At 37.1% G+C, this 17,918-nt stretch carries 15 protein-coding genes and 1 pseudogene; 11 read left to right on the top strand and 5 right to left on the bottom strand.

What is annotated here, in order from left to right; all coding sequences use genetic code 11:
• Positions 1-182: 182 nt before the first annotated feature.
• Entirely contained in the window at positions 183-1,028 is an 846-nt protein-coding gene (locus ACFPU1_RS03785; protein WP_385938809.1) for a cupredoxin domain-containing protein, read from the bottom strand.
• Between the two features lie 577 nt (positions 1,029-1,605).
• Here ACFPU1_RS03785 and ACFPU1_RS03780 point away from each other — a divergent pair.
• The 11 genes from ACFPU1_RS03780 to ACFPU1_RS03730 all read left to right on the top strand — a co-directional run bounded on the left by ACFPU1_RS03780 (position 1,606) and on the right by ACFPU1_RS03730 (position 11,876).
• Entirely contained in the window at positions 1,606-1,749 is a 144-nt protein-coding gene (locus tag ACFPU1_RS03780; RefSeq protein ID WP_157842988.1) for a hypothetical protein, read from the top strand.
• Positions 1,750-2,116: 367 nt separating this feature from the next.
• Positions 2,117-2,641 carry a thiol-disulfide oxidoreductase ResA gene (gene resA / locus ACFPU1_RS03775; RefSeq protein WP_385938806.1) on the top strand — a complete coding sequence of 175 codons (525 nt, stop codon included), beginning with the start codon at positions 2,117-2,119 and terminating at the stop codon, positions 2,639-2,641.
• A gap of 17 nt (positions 2,642-2,658) precedes the next feature.
• Entirely contained in the window at positions 2,659-4,296 is a 1,638-nt protein-coding gene (gene resB / locus ACFPU1_RS03770) for a cytochrome c biogenesis protein ResB (protein WP_385938803.1), read from the top strand.
• 1 nt (position 4,297) lies between these two features.
• Positions 4,298-5,497, top strand: coding sequence for a cytochrome c biogenesis protein CcsA (gene ccsA / locus ACFPU1_RS03765; RefSeq protein ID WP_385938800.1), 1,200 nt, complete (start codon positions 4,298-4,300; stop codon positions 5,495-5,497).
• A gap of 18 nt (positions 5,498-5,515) precedes the next feature.
• On the top strand, positions 5,516-6,226 hold the full coding sequence (locus ACFPU1_RS03760) for a cytochrome c biogenesis CcdA family protein (RefSeq protein ID WP_054637814.1): 711 nt from the start codon (positions 5,516-5,518) through the stop codon (positions 6,224-6,226).
• A gap of 96 nt (positions 6,227-6,322) precedes the next feature.
• On the top strand, positions 6,323-7,249 hold the full coding sequence (locus ACFPU1_RS03755) for a F510_1955 family glycosylhydrolase (RefSeq protein WP_385938797.1): 927 nt from the start codon (positions 6,323-6,325) through the stop codon (positions 7,247-7,249).
• 208 nt (positions 7,250-7,457) lie between these two features.
• A complete protein-coding gene (locus ACFPU1_RS03750) occupies positions 7,458-8,162 on the top strand; it encodes a response regulator transcription factor (protein ID WP_385938794.1) in 705 nt (234 codons plus the stop codon).
• Positions 8,159-9,577, top strand: a complete 1,419-nt coding sequence (locus tag ACFPU1_RS03745) for a HAMP domain-containing sensor histidine kinase (protein WP_385938791.1) — start codon at positions 8,159-8,161, stop codon at positions 9,575-9,577. Before ACFPU1_RS03750 ends, ACFPU1_RS03745 begins: the two co-directional genes overlap by 4 nt.
• Complete coding sequence (locus ACFPU1_RS03740) at positions 9,564-9,794, top strand: hypothetical protein (protein ID WP_385938788.1); 231 nt, start codon at positions 9,564-9,566, stop codon at positions 9,792-9,794. Before ACFPU1_RS03745 ends, ACFPU1_RS03740 begins: the two co-directional genes overlap by 14 nt.
• A gap of 345 nt (positions 9,795-10,139) precedes the next feature.
• Entirely contained in the window at positions 10,140-11,303 is a 1,164-nt protein-coding gene (locus tag ACFPU1_RS03735; RefSeq protein WP_385938785.1) for an FtsW/RodA/SpoVE family cell cycle protein, read from the top strand.
• 240 nt (positions 11,304-11,543) lie between these two features.
• Positions 11,544-11,876 carry a four-helix bundle copper-binding protein gene (locus tag ACFPU1_RS03730; RefSeq protein WP_385938782.1) on the top strand — a complete coding sequence of 111 codons (333 nt, stop codon included), beginning with the start codon at positions 11,544-11,546 and terminating at the stop codon, positions 11,874-11,876.
• Positions 11,877-12,203: 327 nt separating this feature from the next.
• On the opposite strand, the gene ACFPU1_RS03725 is transcribed toward ACFPU1_RS03730, so the two are convergent.
• The 4 genes and pseudogenes from ACFPU1_RS03725 to ACFPU1_RS03710 form a co-directional block, all read right to left on the bottom strand.
• Positions 12,204-13,556: a cell wall-binding repeat-containing protein gene (locus ACFPU1_RS03725; RefSeq protein WP_385938780.1), complete on the bottom strand. Its 1,353-nt coding sequence runs from the start codon at positions 13,554-13,556 to the stop codon at positions 12,204-12,206.
• 393 nt (positions 13,557-13,949) lie between these two features.
• Positions 13,950-14,789 (bottom strand): annotated as a pseudogene (lgt, locus tag ACFPU1_RS03720) (prolipoprotein diacylglyceryl transferase).
• Between the two features lie 229 nt (positions 14,790-15,018).
• A complete protein-coding gene (locus ACFPU1_RS03715) occupies positions 15,019-16,083 on the bottom strand; it encodes an acyltransferase family protein (protein ID WP_385938778.1) in 1,065 nt (354 codons plus the stop codon).
• Positions 16,084-17,142: 1,059 nt separating this feature from the next.
• Complete coding sequence (locus ACFPU1_RS03710; protein ID WP_385938775.1) at positions 17,143-17,844, bottom strand: response regulator transcription factor; 702 nt, start codon at positions 17,842-17,844, stop codon at positions 17,143-17,145.
• Between the last annotated feature and the right edge of the window lie 74 nt (positions 17,845-17,918).

The raw sequence follows: 17,918 nt of genomic DNA, 5'->3' as shown, positions 1-17,918 counted from the left end.
TCGTTTTTTATAGCTTAAGTAAGTTTTGCTTTAGGTGTACATCTGAACGTACGTTATCGTAAAGAACCTGGTAAGATTTATAAGTTTATAAATATTTAAATAAGAACCTCTTTTTGGTGTAATCTACTAGAATAAGCAATAGGAAGGAGGCATTTAGGTGCGTTTTTTTTTTAACATTGACATCACTCAGTACTAACCACTGAAATGGTTGTTACCATACCAGCTTCTTTATGACCAGGAAGCGAACATATAGCTTGATAATTTCCAGGCTCCGTAAAAATAACGGACTGGCTATTAGTGGTCCCGGGAGATGTATGAATATGAGCCCCTGCCTCTTTAATTACAAAGTCATGCTCCTGAGAACCCGAGTTCGTTGACGTAAAAGTAATCTCTTCATTTGATGGTACACGAATATCCTTTGGATGAAAATTATATTCCGTGGCATGAAGCATAATATTGTTGTGTGAAGCATGACCGTGGGTAGAATCATCTATTATGCTGATGTTAGCCGGAAAGGAATAAGTATGAAAACTGATAATGAAAAGGAAAACAACAAAAAAATAAGCCAGTGGTTGAAACAAAACATTTTTTTTCATTTTTACTTTATTTATCTCATGAATTTGCAACAGGTACACAAGAAAGAAAATAGCTACAGTTAAAAGACTCATGACCCGTAGCAACTGAATAAATGTTTCAGGAGCACTCATAACACCGAGCATCGTACCCATCATTCCACCCATTATTCCAGCCATAAGCCCTTCTAAAGAGGCTGCCAGAGAGAAGGGGTAGCCTGATATAACTCCAATGACTAATCCTATAAGCATACTGATAACCGTCATTTCAAAAAAGGCAGTGGGATATAAGATAGATGTTATTGTCCCTGTACTTAAACCAACAATCATTCCTAATGTCATGGCAATTACCATGCCTGCCATATTGCTTATTACGCTTTTAAATAAATAGGAAAAGATTAATAACCAACTTAACAACAAGGTGATAATAATTACAAGGGCGATAAGATGCAGCACATTATTTTCTCCTCTCCATGATTAACTCATTTTCATTTTATTAAGAGAGAAAGATTAATATGTACAAGTATTTCCTTTGGCCTTTAAGAATAGGAGGATTTGTTCTTTAGATGGTAGAGTGTATAGACAGTATGTTGTTTAAGGGGTGAACTTACATACTCCCTCTATGTTTTCTATTCTATGTATTTTCACCAAGCAATGTTAAATAATTATTACCAACAAGAGTATTACGATCAAGGAAAGGACTGAAACTTTTACCCACCGTAGTGTGCTTAGTGGACGCGGTTGTTTATTAGAATTATTGTTTGACTATGGAGCGGCGTGCATGATAACCCAATTTAGCAAAGTCAGACAACAGGTATGCCTAGCTTCCTGGCTTTTATAAATCAAGATCGCAGAGGATTCTATCAAAGAGAACGATCCTTTTGTATTTTAGATACAGTACTGTGTATCGACCCTTAGAATATTATGTTCGGCCATATTGTAAAACACAATGGCATCTATTATTGTGGTTAAAGGATAAAAAGGTATTGAAAATAGAAGGTTATCAGTGAAACATTATAAAAGGAGGTTTCATATGATTAAAAAATGGTGGTTTTGGTTGTTAGTTGTTTTGTTTATTGTGATTAATATATCCATCACTAACATGTCTAACGACAGTGATGCTAAATATCAAAATGATCGTCCTCACCCTTTATATAGCGACATACCAACTCATTAATATAATAAGTCTAAAATGAGCATTAAAAAACCCTATTGATAATCGTCGACAGGGTTTTTTAATGCTCATTTTTATTTTAATCAAACTTTCATCACAATTAATGTTTATCCTTATATATGGCCAACCAATGAAATGGAAATCTCAAAATTAAGTAGAGAAAAGATCAACTCTTTACAATGAAAATTTACTATTTGGAAGTGTACGGAATAAAAAGTGAATTGGCGGTACCTGAGGGAGCCCTTAAATCATAAATATTTATTGGGAGAAGCGAACAGTGGGGGGATACAACACAATAACTCAAGAGGATAAGGTCACTATTTAACACTTAGTATTCATAAAGAAAGAACCTTAAAAAGAAGGAGGTTAATTGTGTGAAGAAAAAGCGAAGACCAGGTCAACAGTCTTAGGGGTGATTGCCTTAGCTCTTGGTTATACATTTTATAGTAATTTTTTTAATGACCAAGAAACTCAAGTTCAAGTGGGAGATGAGGCTCCTAATTTTGTGTTGGAAGATTTAGAAGGAAAGAGAGTTGAATTAGAAGAGTATAAGGGACAAGGGGTGTTCTTAAATTTTTGGGGAACGTTTTGTCCACCTTGTGAGAGAGAGATGCCATATATGGAGAATCAATATCAAATTTATCAGGAGCAGGATGTTGAGATCTTAGCCGTCAACGTTGGGGAAACAGACCTTGCTGTGTCCAGATTTGTGGATCGCCATGAATTGACCTTTCCTATTCCAATGGATAAAGGATCGGATGTAGTGGATCGATATGGGGTCCGACCACTGCCAACTACCTTTCTTATCGACTCAGAAGGCATAGTCACAAAAGTAATCACAGGGGGCATGACGGAAGAACATATCTCAGATTATATGGAAAGCATCACCCCTTAATAGAAAGGAGAAGAATAATGAGTAAGATTACTTGCAGTTGCGGGCAAGTAAATCCCGAGGGAACAGACATATGTCAAGCATGCGGAAAGCCCCTTACAGAAAATGTGAAGAATAAACAGTCTATATTAGATATGAGGTACGAGGGTGTTGCCAGGCGCTCACAAACCTATAATAAATCACTTATAGATAAAATTTGGAACTTCTTTTCTTCTGTTAAAGTAGGGGTTGGAATTATTGTTATTTTATTGGTTTCTTCTTCGTTAGGGACCCTTTTCCCTCAAGAATTATACATCCCAAGAACTGGAGATCCGGGACAGTACTATTACGAAGAATACGGCGTGGCCGGTAAAGTTTTTTATGACTTAGGATTTCACAACCTATACAGCTCTTGGTGGTATATGCTTCTAGTGGCTGCCTTAGGAGTTTCATTACTTATTGCAAGCATAGACCGCGTTGTGCCACTTTATCGCTCTCTCAAAAATCAGAAGGTTACAAGACACTCTTCTTTTTTAAAAAGACAACGCTTTTTTAGCCGAACATATGCAAATACTGCAGAAATAGATAACATCCTGACAAATTCGATGTCTGCGTTACAAAGAAAAAAATATAAGGTTCGACAAGAAAATGGTAACCTCTTTGCTGAAAAAGGACGGTTTTCAAGGTGGGGTCCTTATGTTAATCATGTAGGGCTTATTATATTTTTAATTGGTGTCATGCTTCGATTTTTTCCAGGCATGTATGTCGATGAAGTTCTGTGGCTCCGTGAGGGGGATAAAGCAGTGATCCCTGGAACAAATGGAGAGTATTATTTGGAAAACGAAGAATTTAAAGTAGAACTTTACGATCAAGAAGATGAGCTGTTTGGAGAAGCCATTGCTCGTGCGGGCGGTAGAGTAGTTGAAAACTATCAAACAAACGCAACATTGTATCAGAGTATGGCTGGAGAGGTTGTTGGTCAGAATACACTCGAAGAAAAGTTCAGTGGTGAAATTCGAGTCAATGAACCTATGAAGTTTTCCAATTTTGGTCTTTACCAAGTTGATTACAAATTAAACGAGTTTAGTACCATCACTTTTGCTCTTGAAGATAGTGAAACAGAGGAAGTGCTCGGGGAATTTACTGTCGATCTCTTCGATCCAAAAAATATGTATGAGGTAGGAGACGGGAACCGTGTCGAGTTACGAGAGTATTATCCTAACTATTTCTTAGATGATGATGGTTTACCTAGTACAGAATCAAGTATCCCTGATAATCCGGCCTTTATTTTTGACTTTTTCACACCAGATACACCTGAAGGAGAATCCAGCTTTCTTGGGATAGGAAGGAATGTGGAACCTATGGGTGAGGAGGACAACCAATATCAAATCCGCTTTGCAGATATTGACACTCACAATGTAACGGGTTTAACAGTGAGAAAAGATCAAACACTAGGGCTTATTAGTGTTGGAGGGGTGATCTTTATGATCGGCCTGGTGCAAGGAAGTTATTGGAACCATAGGAGAATTTGGATTCAGAATGTTAACGGAGAGGTGTGGATGTCGGCTCACACAAATAAAAATATATATGGCATTAAAAAAGATCTTGAATCTATCTCAACTACAACCGGTTTAATACCACCAATAGACCAAAAAGAAAAAGAGGGAAAGGAGAGATAGAATGGCTTCCATAAGTAGTGCTCTTTTGCTGGCAGCCTTTTTTATCTATTTAATAGCTACCGTATTTTTTTCATTAGCTGTCACAGGAGAACATAAACAAAAAGAAGCGAAAAAGAACAAGAAATGGGACAACGTTGGTTTTGCTCTTGCTACACTAGGATTGGTTTTGCAACTCGGTTATTTCATAACAAGATGGATAGCTGCTGGCCATGCCCCCATTAGTAATATGTTTGAATATACCGTATTTTTAGGAATGACGATCTCTTTTGGTTTTTTAATTCTTCATTTAATTTATAAAAAGAGTGTGCTTGGTTTATTTACAATGCCTCTTGTTACAATCATTATTGCTTACGCTTCTGTATTCCCAACAGAAATATCGCCCTTGATTCCGGCTTTACAAACCTATTGGCTTCAAATCCATGTTTCGACTACAGCGATCGGTCAAGGGATTTTAGCCATCGGCTTTGTCGCTGGTCTTGTTTACTTAATCCGTGTCGTGGATCAAAGTAAAAGAAGCAAACAAACCTTTTGGCTTGAAGCAATTATGTTTACAATGGTTAGCGCGGTTGGCATAGCGTTTACACTTTTCCTTTTTAGTTTGCTAAATTATGAAGTTACATTTAACTGGGTTAACGAGTTGGAAACGGAATCTCAGATTGATTACCAAATTCCAGCAATTGTAGGTCCTCATGAGGGAGAATTTGCTTCCTCGAGTAATGGGAATTTTGGACCTCTTTTTGAAACTCCTTCCTGGATGAATGGAGTGGAGTCCCCAAGAAAGTTTAATACATTCTTATGGTCCCTTGTCTCAGGAATTATATTATATAGTGGGCTAAGGGTGTCATTACGAAAAAGAATTAGCGGAGCAATCCAACCATTGCTAAGTAAGACCAACCCTCAATTGTTTGATGAAGTGAGTTACCGATCTGTGGTCATAGGATTTCCAATCTTTACATTAGGGGGACTTATTTTTGCTATGATTTGGGCACAAATAGCCTGGACAAGGTTTTGGGGATGGGATCCTAAGGAGGTTTGGGCCTTAATTACTTTCTTATTTTATGCTGCGTACTTACATTTGCGTTTATCACGAGGATGGCATGGAGAAAAGTCTGCCTGGCTTATGGTTATTGGGTTTGCGATCATCATGTTTAACCTTTTATTTATCAATTTAGTCGTAGCCGGTTTGCATTCTTATGCTTAATAGTTAAGGAGGAAAATGATGGGAGATGTCACCATTTTACTAGCCTTTGGGGCGGGCGTGTTATCCTTTGTTTCCCCGTGTAACTTGCCTTTATATCCTGCTTTTATTTCTTATATCACGGGAGTATCGGTGGATGAATTAAAGAGGGAAGACAAAAAATTGCCACCTTCAGCGATTATTCATACGATTTTTTTCTTGCTTGGGTTTTCAATTATTTTCGTAGTACTTGGAATGTCTACGAGTTTCATAGGTTCCTTGTTTATGCAATACAATGATTTTATTAGGCAAATGGGTGCTATATTTATTATTTTGTTTGGTTTAGTTATCCTTGGCATTTTCCAACCAAGCTTTTTGATGAAAAACAAACAGTTAAAGTTTAAAAAGAAGCCGTCTGGCTATGTCGGGACTAGCTTTATTGGAATGGGTTTTGCAGCTGGTTGGACACCATGTATTGGACCTATCCTTGCTGGGGTTATGGCATTGAGCCTAACAAATCCAGGGTCTGGGATGATGTATATGGCGATTTACAGTCTCGGTTTTTCTATTCCATTCTTATTGATGACATTCTTTATTGGAAAATTAAACATCATTAGGAAATATAGTTACCAAATCACTAAGATAGGTGGATCTGTTATGGTGATAATGGGGGTGTTTTTGTTTTTCGATTGGATGACACAAATTACTTCTTTTCTAGTTAATCATGTATTTGGTGGATTTACAGGATTTTAAAAGAGGTTATACTACATGAACAAATAAACTGTATCAGTTAACAGTACCCAAGAATAGAAAAAAGAAGACTGCATGAGAGATAGGAGGATACATTTTATGATAAAGATAAAGTACGGTCTATTCGCATTAGGGATATCTTCATTAGTGTTGGCTGCTTGTGGTGATTCGGATAGTCCCGATATAGGAGTAGATTCTTTTACCCATGTCCACGGTCTTTCATATGGAGCCGATGCTCCTTATGATTTATACATGAGCACACACCATGGACTTACTAAAAATGATGAGGAGAGAAATTGGGAGTGGGTTGGTGAACCAGAAGAACGACATGATTTGATGGGCTTTGCCATTTCAAATGAGGGGACAATGATTTCAAGTGGTCACCCCAATGCACAATCAGATTTAGAGAATCCCTTAGGGCTCATGATTAGTGAAGACGATGGGGAAACGTGGGACCCAATTGCCTTACATGGAGAAGTCGATTTTCACTTATTAGAGGTAAATGCCAATGACCCAAGCATCATTTATGGGATTGATAGCCATCAAGAAGGGCTCTTTAAATCAACGGACGGAGGTTACAATTGGGACCGTGTAGAAGCAAGCGGATTTCCTGACAGTGGATCCATTGCTTCCATTGTTTCCGATCCAGGGGATCCTGAATCTTTACTCGCAGGAACGGAACACGGGATCTTACAGTCAAATGACGGCGGAGAAACATGGGAAGAAAAAGATAATACCAGAGTAATGTATAGTGCTACGGGTGCAGGCGAAGCTGGACATATTGTTGGTTATGTAGTGGATCACGAAACGGCCGTCCTTGCAAAAAGCGACGATTTTGGAGAAACATGGGAATCACTTCACTTATCCCTTGAAGAAGATGTAGGGACTCATGTAGCTGTCCATCCTTCCGAGGAAGGAGTGTACGCTGTGGGTACTTTCCATGAAAGTTTATATGAAACGAGAGATGGAGGGGAAACGTGGGAGTTGCTTGCTGAAGAAGGAGTACCATGGGGGCAAGGGAATTAGTTTTTAATAGCTCTGTTTTTCTTCAGTACCCCCAGGTTTCTCATCTCTTCTACTAATTCCTTTTTAGGGGTCAAGAAAAGGAATAAGGGAATGCTTCTTATTAAAAGAGCTAACTTTCTCTAAAGGAAGTTAGCTCTGTGAATTTGACATAGTTAGATAAAGAATTTGCTTAACTTATGTATTCGTTAGTAAGTGGAGGTAAGGCTAGATGGGAAATAGGAAAATCCTGATTGTTGATGATGAGTGGTCCATGCGTAACCTGCTAAAAATTTATTTACACAAAGAAGGGTTTGACTATAGTGAGGCAACTAATGGGAAAGAGGCCTTACAAACGATAGGGTCTTCCTCTTTTGAAGTGATAGTGCTGGACCTAATGATGCCCGACATGGATGGGATAGAAGTTTGTAAAAAGATCCGAGACCAAAGTGACGTTCCTATTTTAATGCTAACAGCACGAAAAGAGACGAAAGACAAAGTGGAGGGTTTAAATATGGGGGCAGATGACTACTTAACAAAACCCTTTGAACCAGAAGAACTTGTAGCTAGAATAAATTCTTTAATAAGAAGAAAAAGTACAAGTATCCTCCCAACAGTGAAGGAAAAGGTCCTCAAAATTGACGGTTTAACCATTGATCATGTCAGCAGGAAAGTTATAGTACACCAATCAGTCATAGAAGTTACCCCTAAGGAATTTGATTTGCTTTACTTATTGGCCAACCATCCTGAAAGAGTTTACACTCGTGAAAACATTTTAGATATTATTTGGGAAGGGGATTTTATTGGATATGAACGCACGGTAGATACCCACGTAAAAAGCATTCGGTCCAAGTTACGAAAAGCTGGATTACCGTTTAATCCAATTGAAACGGTATGGGGTGTAGGTTATAAGTTCAATCCGGGACATAAACAATGAAGTGGAATAGGATCAGTGTAAAGCTGGGCGCTATTATAATTACCCTTTTCCTTTTGGTTTTACTGCCATTAGGTTTTGTCATTAACCAAATCCTCTCAGGTTTTTTCCATCAACAATTGGAAGAGGAGACCAGTCAATTATCTTCTCATTACGCCAGTTTAATTGAAAATAATCAGGACGATATGATTGTCCCAATGATTCAAAGAATGGCTGAACTCTCTCAAATTCCTATGTATATTACCAACGCTGAGGGAGAAGTAATAGCTCTTGCCCACCTTGCTGGGGTAGAGGAAGGGCAGTTAATTACTCAGGAGGAAATGACGGAACTTTTAGCAGGTCGTACAGTAGAAAGTCTTTATGAAGACCCGGAAGGACAGTCCTATTATGCGATAGGCACACCATTTTTCTCCGAGAACTCCTTTGAAGGAAGTGTATTCGTATTATCTACTATGGAAGGGTTGGAGCAATCCCTCCTTCAAGTAAGAAACTTGTTACTGCTATCTGGGGCAGGAGCCTTTTTTTTAGCACTAGGATTTACCATTGTAGTATCGAAAAAATTATCTACACCCTTATTGCAAATGGAAAAAGCAACACGCAAAATTGCGAAGGGAGAATGGGAAACGACAGTACCCCAGAATTCAGGAGATGAAATTGGTTCGTTAGCTAATGCGATTAATGAACTTGCTAGCGATTTGAAAAGATATAGAGATACCAGAAGAGAGTTTTTTGCGAATATATCTCATGAGTTAAAAACCCCTATTACCTATTTAAATGGGTACTCCAAAGTGTTAAAGGAAGGGCTATATCAAACAGAGAAGGAAAAAAATGAATATTTAGATATTATCCAGGGTGAATCCCAAAGGTTGTCGCAACTTATTAATGATATATCGGATCTTTCACAAGCAGAAGAAGGAAAGATAAGTTTGGAGCTCGAATGGGTGGATTTATCTGAAGTTCTTGAAGGGGTTATAAGAAAGACAGCTCTCAAAGCTAAGGTGAAAGGTTTGGATATTCATTTGAAAATTGATAATCACCTTCCTTTGATATATGGGGATGGTTTACGTTTGGAACAGATCTTTCTAAACTTAGTTGAGAATGCAATTCGCTATACAGACAAGGGTTTTATTTCTCTTAGCACTCTAAAATCTGACAAACAAAATGTGATCATTCAGGTAGAAGACTCAGGAAAAGGAATATCCAAAAAAGACCTCCCCTATATCTTTGATCGCTTCTATCGTGTGGAAAAATCTAGGGCGCGTCAATATGGAGGAACTGGGTTAGGGTTAGCTATTGTTAAAAACCTAGTTGAACTTCATAATGGAAATATTGAGGTATCGAGTCAATTGGGAAAAGGAACAGTAATTATAGTAGCTTTCCCTATTAATAGGAGGGAGAAAAGGGATGAGGGGTTTTGATTGGTTTGTAGCTGCGGTGTTAGTTGTGATTGGTCTATCATGCTTAACCATGTCGGCCACATGGATGTTCAGTCCTGATTCCTTACAATATTATGCAGCAACTCTTTTTCATATCTGTTTGTGGGTAATGACACCATTAGCCGTACTTCTTCTTGTGTATATAGCCTTAAGAATTTATGTAAAAACAAAAGGGAATAGCATTAAGAATAGAGAATGAAAAGTCTGAGAATAGAATGATAGGAAATTTAATGAATAGTAAAAAGGGAACTTCCCATATCGGAAGTTCCTTTTTTACGGTGGCTTTTCCTACATTTAGCCTCTTTGCAAACAAGGGCTAAACCCTTTTCTAAAACAGCCTGAACACCTTTCCCTCGTTAATTTTTTGTGTGAATAAGCACATTTTCTTCCTAAGTACATACTTCTTTCACAATCTTTTGTTAAAGTAATTCCGTTATTAAATTGTTAGAGCGAAAGGACTGTGTTGATAGATAACTTGTAAGGTCGGTATTTTACACTCCAAGAGTTTAAAAGAGAAAACAAATGTAATAAGGGAGAGTGAAGTGTGAGAGAACTTAACACAGAAGAAAAACAGTATGATATTAACATTCTTTTTGTTCTATTTTTATTTGCTGTAATTAGTTGTTTATACATTCTTTACGCCCAGCAGATGCCTCAATACAATGAAAATTTTGCTGTCAGACAATTGATTTTTTACTTTGTTGCCTTTGGCGTGGTTTTTGCAGTCATTCATTTTGATTTTGAATACTATGCTAACTTGTCTTGGGTGCTTTATGGGTTTGGTCTGTTTATGCTGCTAGCCCTTGAATTCGCCCCACAATCAATTGCCCCTACTATTGCAGGGGCGGTACGATGGTTTCGAGTTCCTATCATTGGTTCTTTTCAACCCTCTGAACTGGTCAAAATATTCATAATCATTACTTTAAGTACTGTGATTTATAAACATAACCTTCAAAAAACCGCGGCTAATCTTAAAGTCGACTTGTGGCTCCTATGTAAGATGGCATTCGTTGTTCTCCCACCTGTACTTCTACTACAGAGACAACCAGATATGGGAATGGTTATGATGACAGGGGCTATTTTTCTCTCCTTAGTTATTGTATCTGGAATTTCCTATAAGTTAGTATCCTTGATTATTGGAGGACCAGTATTACTATTTACTGGCTTTATTATTGCTTTTTTCCGGTTCCCAAGTTTTGTTGAACAATACTTTTTCAACTTTATATCTGATTATCAAGTGAGGAGGTTTTACGGCTGGCTAAACCCGGCAGAATTCTCAGATGAAGGGTATCAAACAGTTCAGGCAATGACGGCAATTGGGGCAGGACGGTTATATGGAAATCCAGAGGCAGATGTTTATCTTCCTGAAGCCCATACCGATTTCATTTTTGCGGTAATAGGAATGGAACATGGATTTTTAGGAGCTGCTCTAGTTATCACTCTTTACTTTGTTTTACTATATCAAATTTTGATGACGGCCCTTCGCTGCCATAATAGTTTTGGCACCTACTTATGTGCAGGGGTGATTGGTATGCTTTCGTTTCAAGTATTCCAGAATGTTGGAATGAACTTGGGGATTTTGCCAGTAACTGGATTTACACTGCCTTTACTAAGCTACGGAGGAAGTTCTCTTATTGCTACAATGTTTGCTATTGGTATTGTCCTAAGTGTAAGCTATCACTCAAAAAATTATATGTTTGAAAGTTAGGAATGATAAAAGGAAATTACCTCGTTTGCATAAACTGCTGTTTTAATAGTTGAAGGAGCAGCAACCATTTGAGATCAGGATAATAGTTATGGGGGTATGGTGATGTACTCAAGACAACTTGTCCTAGGGGAAAGTATAAAACCAATAAAGGAAACTCCATATTTTCCGTTTAGCAGGAGTTTATAAGAGGGAAAGAGAGCAAAGGGGAATAAATAATTCTTCAAAAAGGAGAGGATCGGGTTGGCGCATGAACAACATCAACAATTGCTTCAAACGCTAAGTGAATGCATTGAGGAATGCGAACACTGTTATCATGCTTGTTTTCAAGAAGAACATGTAAACATGTTGGCAGACTGTATTCAATTGGATAGAGAGTGTGCTGATATTTGTGCGGTAACAGCAAAAGCATTATCCCGGGAGTCTCATTTTACTAAGGAATACCTTGAACTATGTGCGAAAATTTGTGAAGAATGCGGGAAAGAGTGTGAAAAACACGATCAGCATGATCATTGCAAAAGATGTGCGCAAGCTTGCTTTAAGTGCGCGGATGCATGCCGAAAGGCTATTGCCTAAAAAGACTCTCATTATTAGCTCCGAGGTTTGCTATCTTCGGAGCTTTTTTGAGATTTGTCTCGAAGTGAGCTGAAAGCATACCAAATTACCAAAAAGTAATTATTGTGCAAAGTAAAAAATAAGAAATAAACATAGAGAAAATAGTATATTCTCTTTTTTTTTTGCGACGGTAAAACCTATATCTGTAACCATAGCAAATGGGAGTGATAATAAGTTTAGCTTCATTTTTTGTCGTCCAATTGTAGCTCAGTTTTTTATTTAAAAACCATTTAAAAAAGCCTACACAAAAGTGTAGGCTTGGCCTGGCCTCAAAGAAAGGTGTTTCTACTAGTGTCCTCCATGGCCATTGAGACCTTCAAGTTCTAATTTCTGATCAATAATTCCTTGTGTTTCAAAAGATATATCATCGAACGTTCCTAAAATGAAGCCGTGGTTATAAGGACCTTCCATCGGGTTGTTTTCAAATATCGGTTTAAGTGCAGAAAAATATTCGTACACTTCATCGGTCAATTCTCCTTCTTCCAGCCAAATCATTGGTGCATGTTTACCAAGATGCGCAAATGGGGCACCGGCTATAGCTAAATCAGGGGTATCAGTAGAAATGAAAGATAGACCATGACCCGGTTCATTAATTCCCCAACCGAAATCATTATCATCATCTCTAAATTGTGCAAAGGCAACTGAAAGTTCTGCTGGAGATTCACCTTCTATTCGTTCTACTTCCCCGTACTCGTTTAATTCCTCTTCCACATTAGCACTGATTGCACTTTCACTGCCTAAAAGGTAGATATTAGCGTTTCCTTCTCGTTTCTCTAAGGCTTCTGAAGTAGCCTCTGGTATTTCGTCGCTATCTACGTATAGAAGACTTTCATCCATGTGGGCAATCCAGTTTCCTGCCACTGTGGTTAACTCTCGGCTTTCATTTTCCATGGAGCCAACTATTACGTTTTCTGGAGCTTCTCCAATAATTGAAGCATATGCTTCGTCTATTTCATAAGCAAAGGACGCTGGGTCATCTTCTTGTATTTGTTCTACGTTATACTCATCAAGTTCCTCAATGACTGAATCACTTACACTTCCCATGACTATAACTTCAACGCCTTCTTCATTTCCTTTTGGCTGTAAACGACTAATTTCTTGGGATACAACCTCGGGAATATTATCAGATTCTATAAAAAGCGCAGGTCCATCATTAGGATGGTGGACCAAATTTAGACTTGCTAAAGAAACTTGCCAATTATCTTCTGGTACAAGAATGACTGTACCTGGTTGATTTTCCTCATAAACTGCAGGCCATACTGTTTGAGATACTTGAACAGCAAACTCGATCGTGTCATTGTTATCAATTCGAGTAATGTTTTTTGTCTGATTGTCGATTAAACCTTGTGTGGCATTTTCATTAAGGGATTCAGGAGGAGTGGCCGCTTTTTCCCTTATTTCTTCTTCACTGCCACCCTCCATGTTATGATCCATATCCCCATGATCCATATCCCCATGATCCATATCTTCATGGTCCATGTCCCCATGGTCCATGCCTTCCTCCATATCTTCACTCTCTTCTTCTACGTTTTCATTCGTAGTATCCTCTTCAATCACCTCAGCTTCTTCCTCGTTGTTACAGGCAGCTATGATAGCAAGAAGTCCTGCCGTACTAAGTACCTTAAAAATTTTCTTTTTCATTATAATCCTCCTTATTTATGATCTTTTACAGTACAAAGGTTACTATAGCGAATAAATTTGAAAAAAATATGTAGATAGTTTGAGCTTCAACAAAGAAGAAGTTGATTTCTAGTTTTCTTTGTAAGAGGCGAAAGCTATTAGTTGGCTAAAATTAAATTCACCGGTACAATCACTACATATAATGGTAAGTGCTTCTTTCCTTCATTTTTTTCTTTTATAGATATCTCAAAATCCACTTTTTGTAGTGTGTCATTTTAATTTTCTAAGTTGCAATTCGTAATACTGCTATTGCAAGTATTATTAGAAACAGCACATTCTATCTTTTCATTGTGCATCTCTTTACAGTGGAAGTGCTCTTGTTTTACCATAAAGTTTATTTCTTTTTTTTTGGCTCTACTTCTTTTCTTCTGTTTTTTGAGAATAATCATCTAAGTAGCCCCTGTTGGCGAATCCTTTTTTTCGGCGGTACCATATAAGGAATAAAGAACCGAAAATGAGGATTAAAGACATGACCTGAGCTGTGCGAAGTACGTCAAATATCATTAAACTGTCTGTACGTAATCCTTCAATGAAAAAGCGACCCACAGAATACAAAATGAGATAGGTGAAAAACAGTTCACCTTGTCTAAGGTTTACTCTCCGAAGCCAAAGCAAAATAGCCAAGACAGCAAAATTCCAAAGTGATTCATATAAAAAGGTTGGTTAATAATATGTTCCATTAATGTACATTTGATTAATAATAAATTCTGGAATCATAAGTGTTTCCAAAAACTCTCTTGAAACGGGACCTCCATGAGCTTCTTGATTCATAAAGTTCCCCCAACGGCCGACAGCTTGTCCCAATATAATGCCGGGTGCTACTAGATCTGTCAGCTTCCAAAAGGAAATGCCCCGTTTCTTAGAAAAAACATATATAGTTACAAAGGCACCTAAAAGCCCTCCATGAATTGCAAGACCTCCTTCCCAAATAGCAAATACTCTTGCGGGCTCATATATGTATGTTTCCCATTCAAAGACCACATAGTATATTCGAGCGGACACAATGGCAATAGGGAAGGCCCACTTTAAAAGGTCTGCAAATATCTCTTTCGATAATCCTCTTTTTTCAAACTCTCTAGAGACAAGAAGATACCCAAGGAATGCACCGAAACCGATAAGAAATCCGTACCAATAGATTGTAAAAGGCCCTAGCTCAAAAGCGACACGATCATAGGGCTGTATTGCTAATAACATGTATTATACCTCCTTTTTTCTTTTTATGTTTTTCATAATGAATAGGTGAATGTTCCCTAAAAAACACGGAACGGTTTAACAGGAAATTCCCTCATTCGCTTAAGCATACAAGAAAAATGTGATGGTTTCTTGAAGTCAAAAGTTTTATTAAAAGCAGAAGAACCGCAAACTGGGGGAAGTCAGTTTGCGGATGGAGAGAATTTTTCTATCTTTAATATTTAGTATTTTTCTAACCACGGTTGTTTTGGGTTTTTGTATGTTTAGGTATGGGGATAGGCTTGCCTATTAAAAACTGGGTGATTTGAAAAGGGGAGGCCAATTTTGCAACCGTATAAGAACAAAACATACTAAAAGCAACAGCAAAGATAAAATAGACAAGTGGATTTAAAAAATCAATAGGTGGTAAATAAAAAAGAAAAAAGGTGTGTAGTAAATAAATATTAAAAGAGTACTTGCTTATTAAGAGAATAAAGTGGGGCACTTTCTTTACATATAAGGAAAATAATATGATAGCTCCAATTACACTAGAAGTATAAAAGAGATTATCGATTCTCTTAGAGGAAACGACAGGTAAGATATCGCTTCTCACTAACACAAACATAATTATCAAATTAATCATAGGGAAAAGAATAATTATTTTTTTATATTTGATTACTAGTTCTTTTAGAGACTCATAATTTTTTCCACAATAGTAACCCAATACAAAGTAAAAGATCCATCCGACAAATGGCAACCAATGCCCCCTCTGCCAAATGTACTCACCTAAAGGTATAGCTAAAGGTTCAGTAAAGTTAAAAAATGATAAATAAACAACATTTATGATGAGGGAGACAAGAATCACTTTAACTGGTGACCAATTTTTCAAAAATTTATGTAGGAAAACATGTAAAATGTAAAACTGAAAAATAATTAAAATAAAATAACCCGTATAACCCCCTAGGAAAACATTAAACAATGACTCGCGTATAAATCCAGTCAGACTATCCGTTGTTATAAAGGCAAAGACTAGCCCCATAAAAACAAAGGGAAATAACAAATATTTTACACGCTTTAAAAAAAAGCCGTGAGGCACCTTATTTGGGTAAGAGCGTGCTAGGAGTAATTCAGATATAAAGACGAATGCCGGGGTACCAAAAAAAGCAGCAAAGCGTACAGCAATTAAGAAATATTCTTCAAACTGAGACACAGTGTGTTCATAATTGGTTAAAGTAATATTTACAGAGTGAATGACAACTACGGCCAAACAGGCAATCGCTCTCACCCAGTATATTTCGTTTATGATTTTTTTTTCCAAGATCAACACCTCTCTACAAGGACAGACACGCACCTGAGGTGCTTTTTTTATGCAGTTTGCCCTTGTCCACACCTATTACATTCCTATAAGTTTTGTAAGGTTAAAAGTATAAATCTTAAATATGCAGAAAGTATGAAGTTATCAATGTTATTAAATTGAATTCGTGTTTAAAAGAAATAAAGAAATTTTTACAAAAGGCTTAGGACCAGTAGTTTATATTATTAATTTGTTTTTAAAATGAAGTATTTCATTATTTCTTCAAAGATCTATGAAATACTAGTAAAAAAGCAGAAGGAGGAATGAGTGTGAAACTTTTTCGAAAAATATTGTATATGGGGTAATTACAATACTTATATCATATTTTTTCTTTTTGACTAGGTCAGAGTTGGATCCAATGCACGCTTGGAATAGGGCTTTTGCTAATGTTTCTCTCATGTATCTTTTTATTATTATGTTTCTTGGGCCTTTTTCTAAGAAAAGGGGTTGTGAGGTGGCCGCCTGCGAGAAGGGAACTTGGGATTTGGGGAGGAATTGCTGCACTCCTTCATATTATTATTTTTGATGGTTGGATTGAGTGGGAGTTCTCACGCTTTCGTCCTGTTGAGGGAAGTTTCTTTCTTAGTCCTGGATTTGCCATAGGAAACATTTTACTCTTTCTCTTGCTGACATAAAATAATAAAAGTATGCGTTTCTTGAATCAAAAACATGGAAGCACGTACAACAAAAAGCAGGCATTTATTATATGTTGGTTGTGTTACATACTACATACTTCATTTTTTTGCACATCCTCAAAATCCAAATAGGATCCAAGGGCCGTTTTTGATTTCTATTTTGGTTATTATTTTAGTACAGGGTCTGGCTCTTTGTAAGGAAAGCAAGAAGTCGCGTTCCAAGATGAATTCAAAATAAAAGAAAAACAGTGTTGGAAAACGTGTCTTTACGAGTGATCCCCTTAACCTCCAAGAAGAGAACCAGAAAAGAAAATAAACAAGGTAGTAACTCCTCTTATCCAGGGGAACGGTGATGCCTCTGTTTATCAATAAAAGGAAAAGGCATTTATCATTTCGATTCTATATCTTCTTTTATTACTTGGTATCCTATTTCTTCGACTTTTTTAATAACGTTTGTTTTGAAACCACTATCCTTTAGTTTTGTTCGGATGTTTTTTATATAAGATTCTATTTTTATACTCTCACTTTCATCAGACAACTCAAGTTGAGCAAGCAGTTCTTTCGTATATACTTGCCCTGGGTATTGAGACATTCTCTTAAAAACAACGAACTCTTTATTCGTTAGAGGAAGTTGTTTGTTTTGATAGGTCACTTGCTGCTTTTCTATGCTTATTTTTAATCCATCGGCGAATATGATGACATTTTCTCTGACAGAAGTCCTTCTTCGGAGTACAGATAGGATGCATGTTTGTAAATCTTTAGGTTCAAAAGGTTTCACTACGTAATCGTCTGCTCCAAGATTGATTCCTTCTACAATTCTTTCTTTATCTCCTATTGCAGAAATCAGGATCACGGGTACTTGATTCTTTTCCTTTTTTCTTAATTGATGAAGGATCTCTAATCCACTCATTCCTGGCATCATTATATCTAGTAGTATTAAGTCGTACTTTGCTTCAGTTACCATTTTCATAGCTTTTTCACCTGAAGAAGCTGTATCTATAGTGAATTTGCTTGTAGGCTTAATACAAATACGTAAGAGTTTTCTCATTTCACTTTCATCATCAATAATCAAAACTTTTTTCTTTGACATATCATCACCTCATGACTGCTTTCCTTGTAAAAAGTACTGGTATTGTCTATGATGTGTCTTTTCCTTTAGCTTTA

This window comes from Thalassorhabdus alkalitolerans (genome assembly GCF_042656525.1).
GTDB classification, from domain to species: Bacteria; Bacillota; Bacilli; order Bacillales; family Marinococcaceae; genus Thalassorhabdus; species Thalassorhabdus alkalitolerans.
The sequence above is the reverse complement of the archived record's forward strand: the minus strand, read 5'-3'. Positions and strand labels throughout refer to the sequence as shown.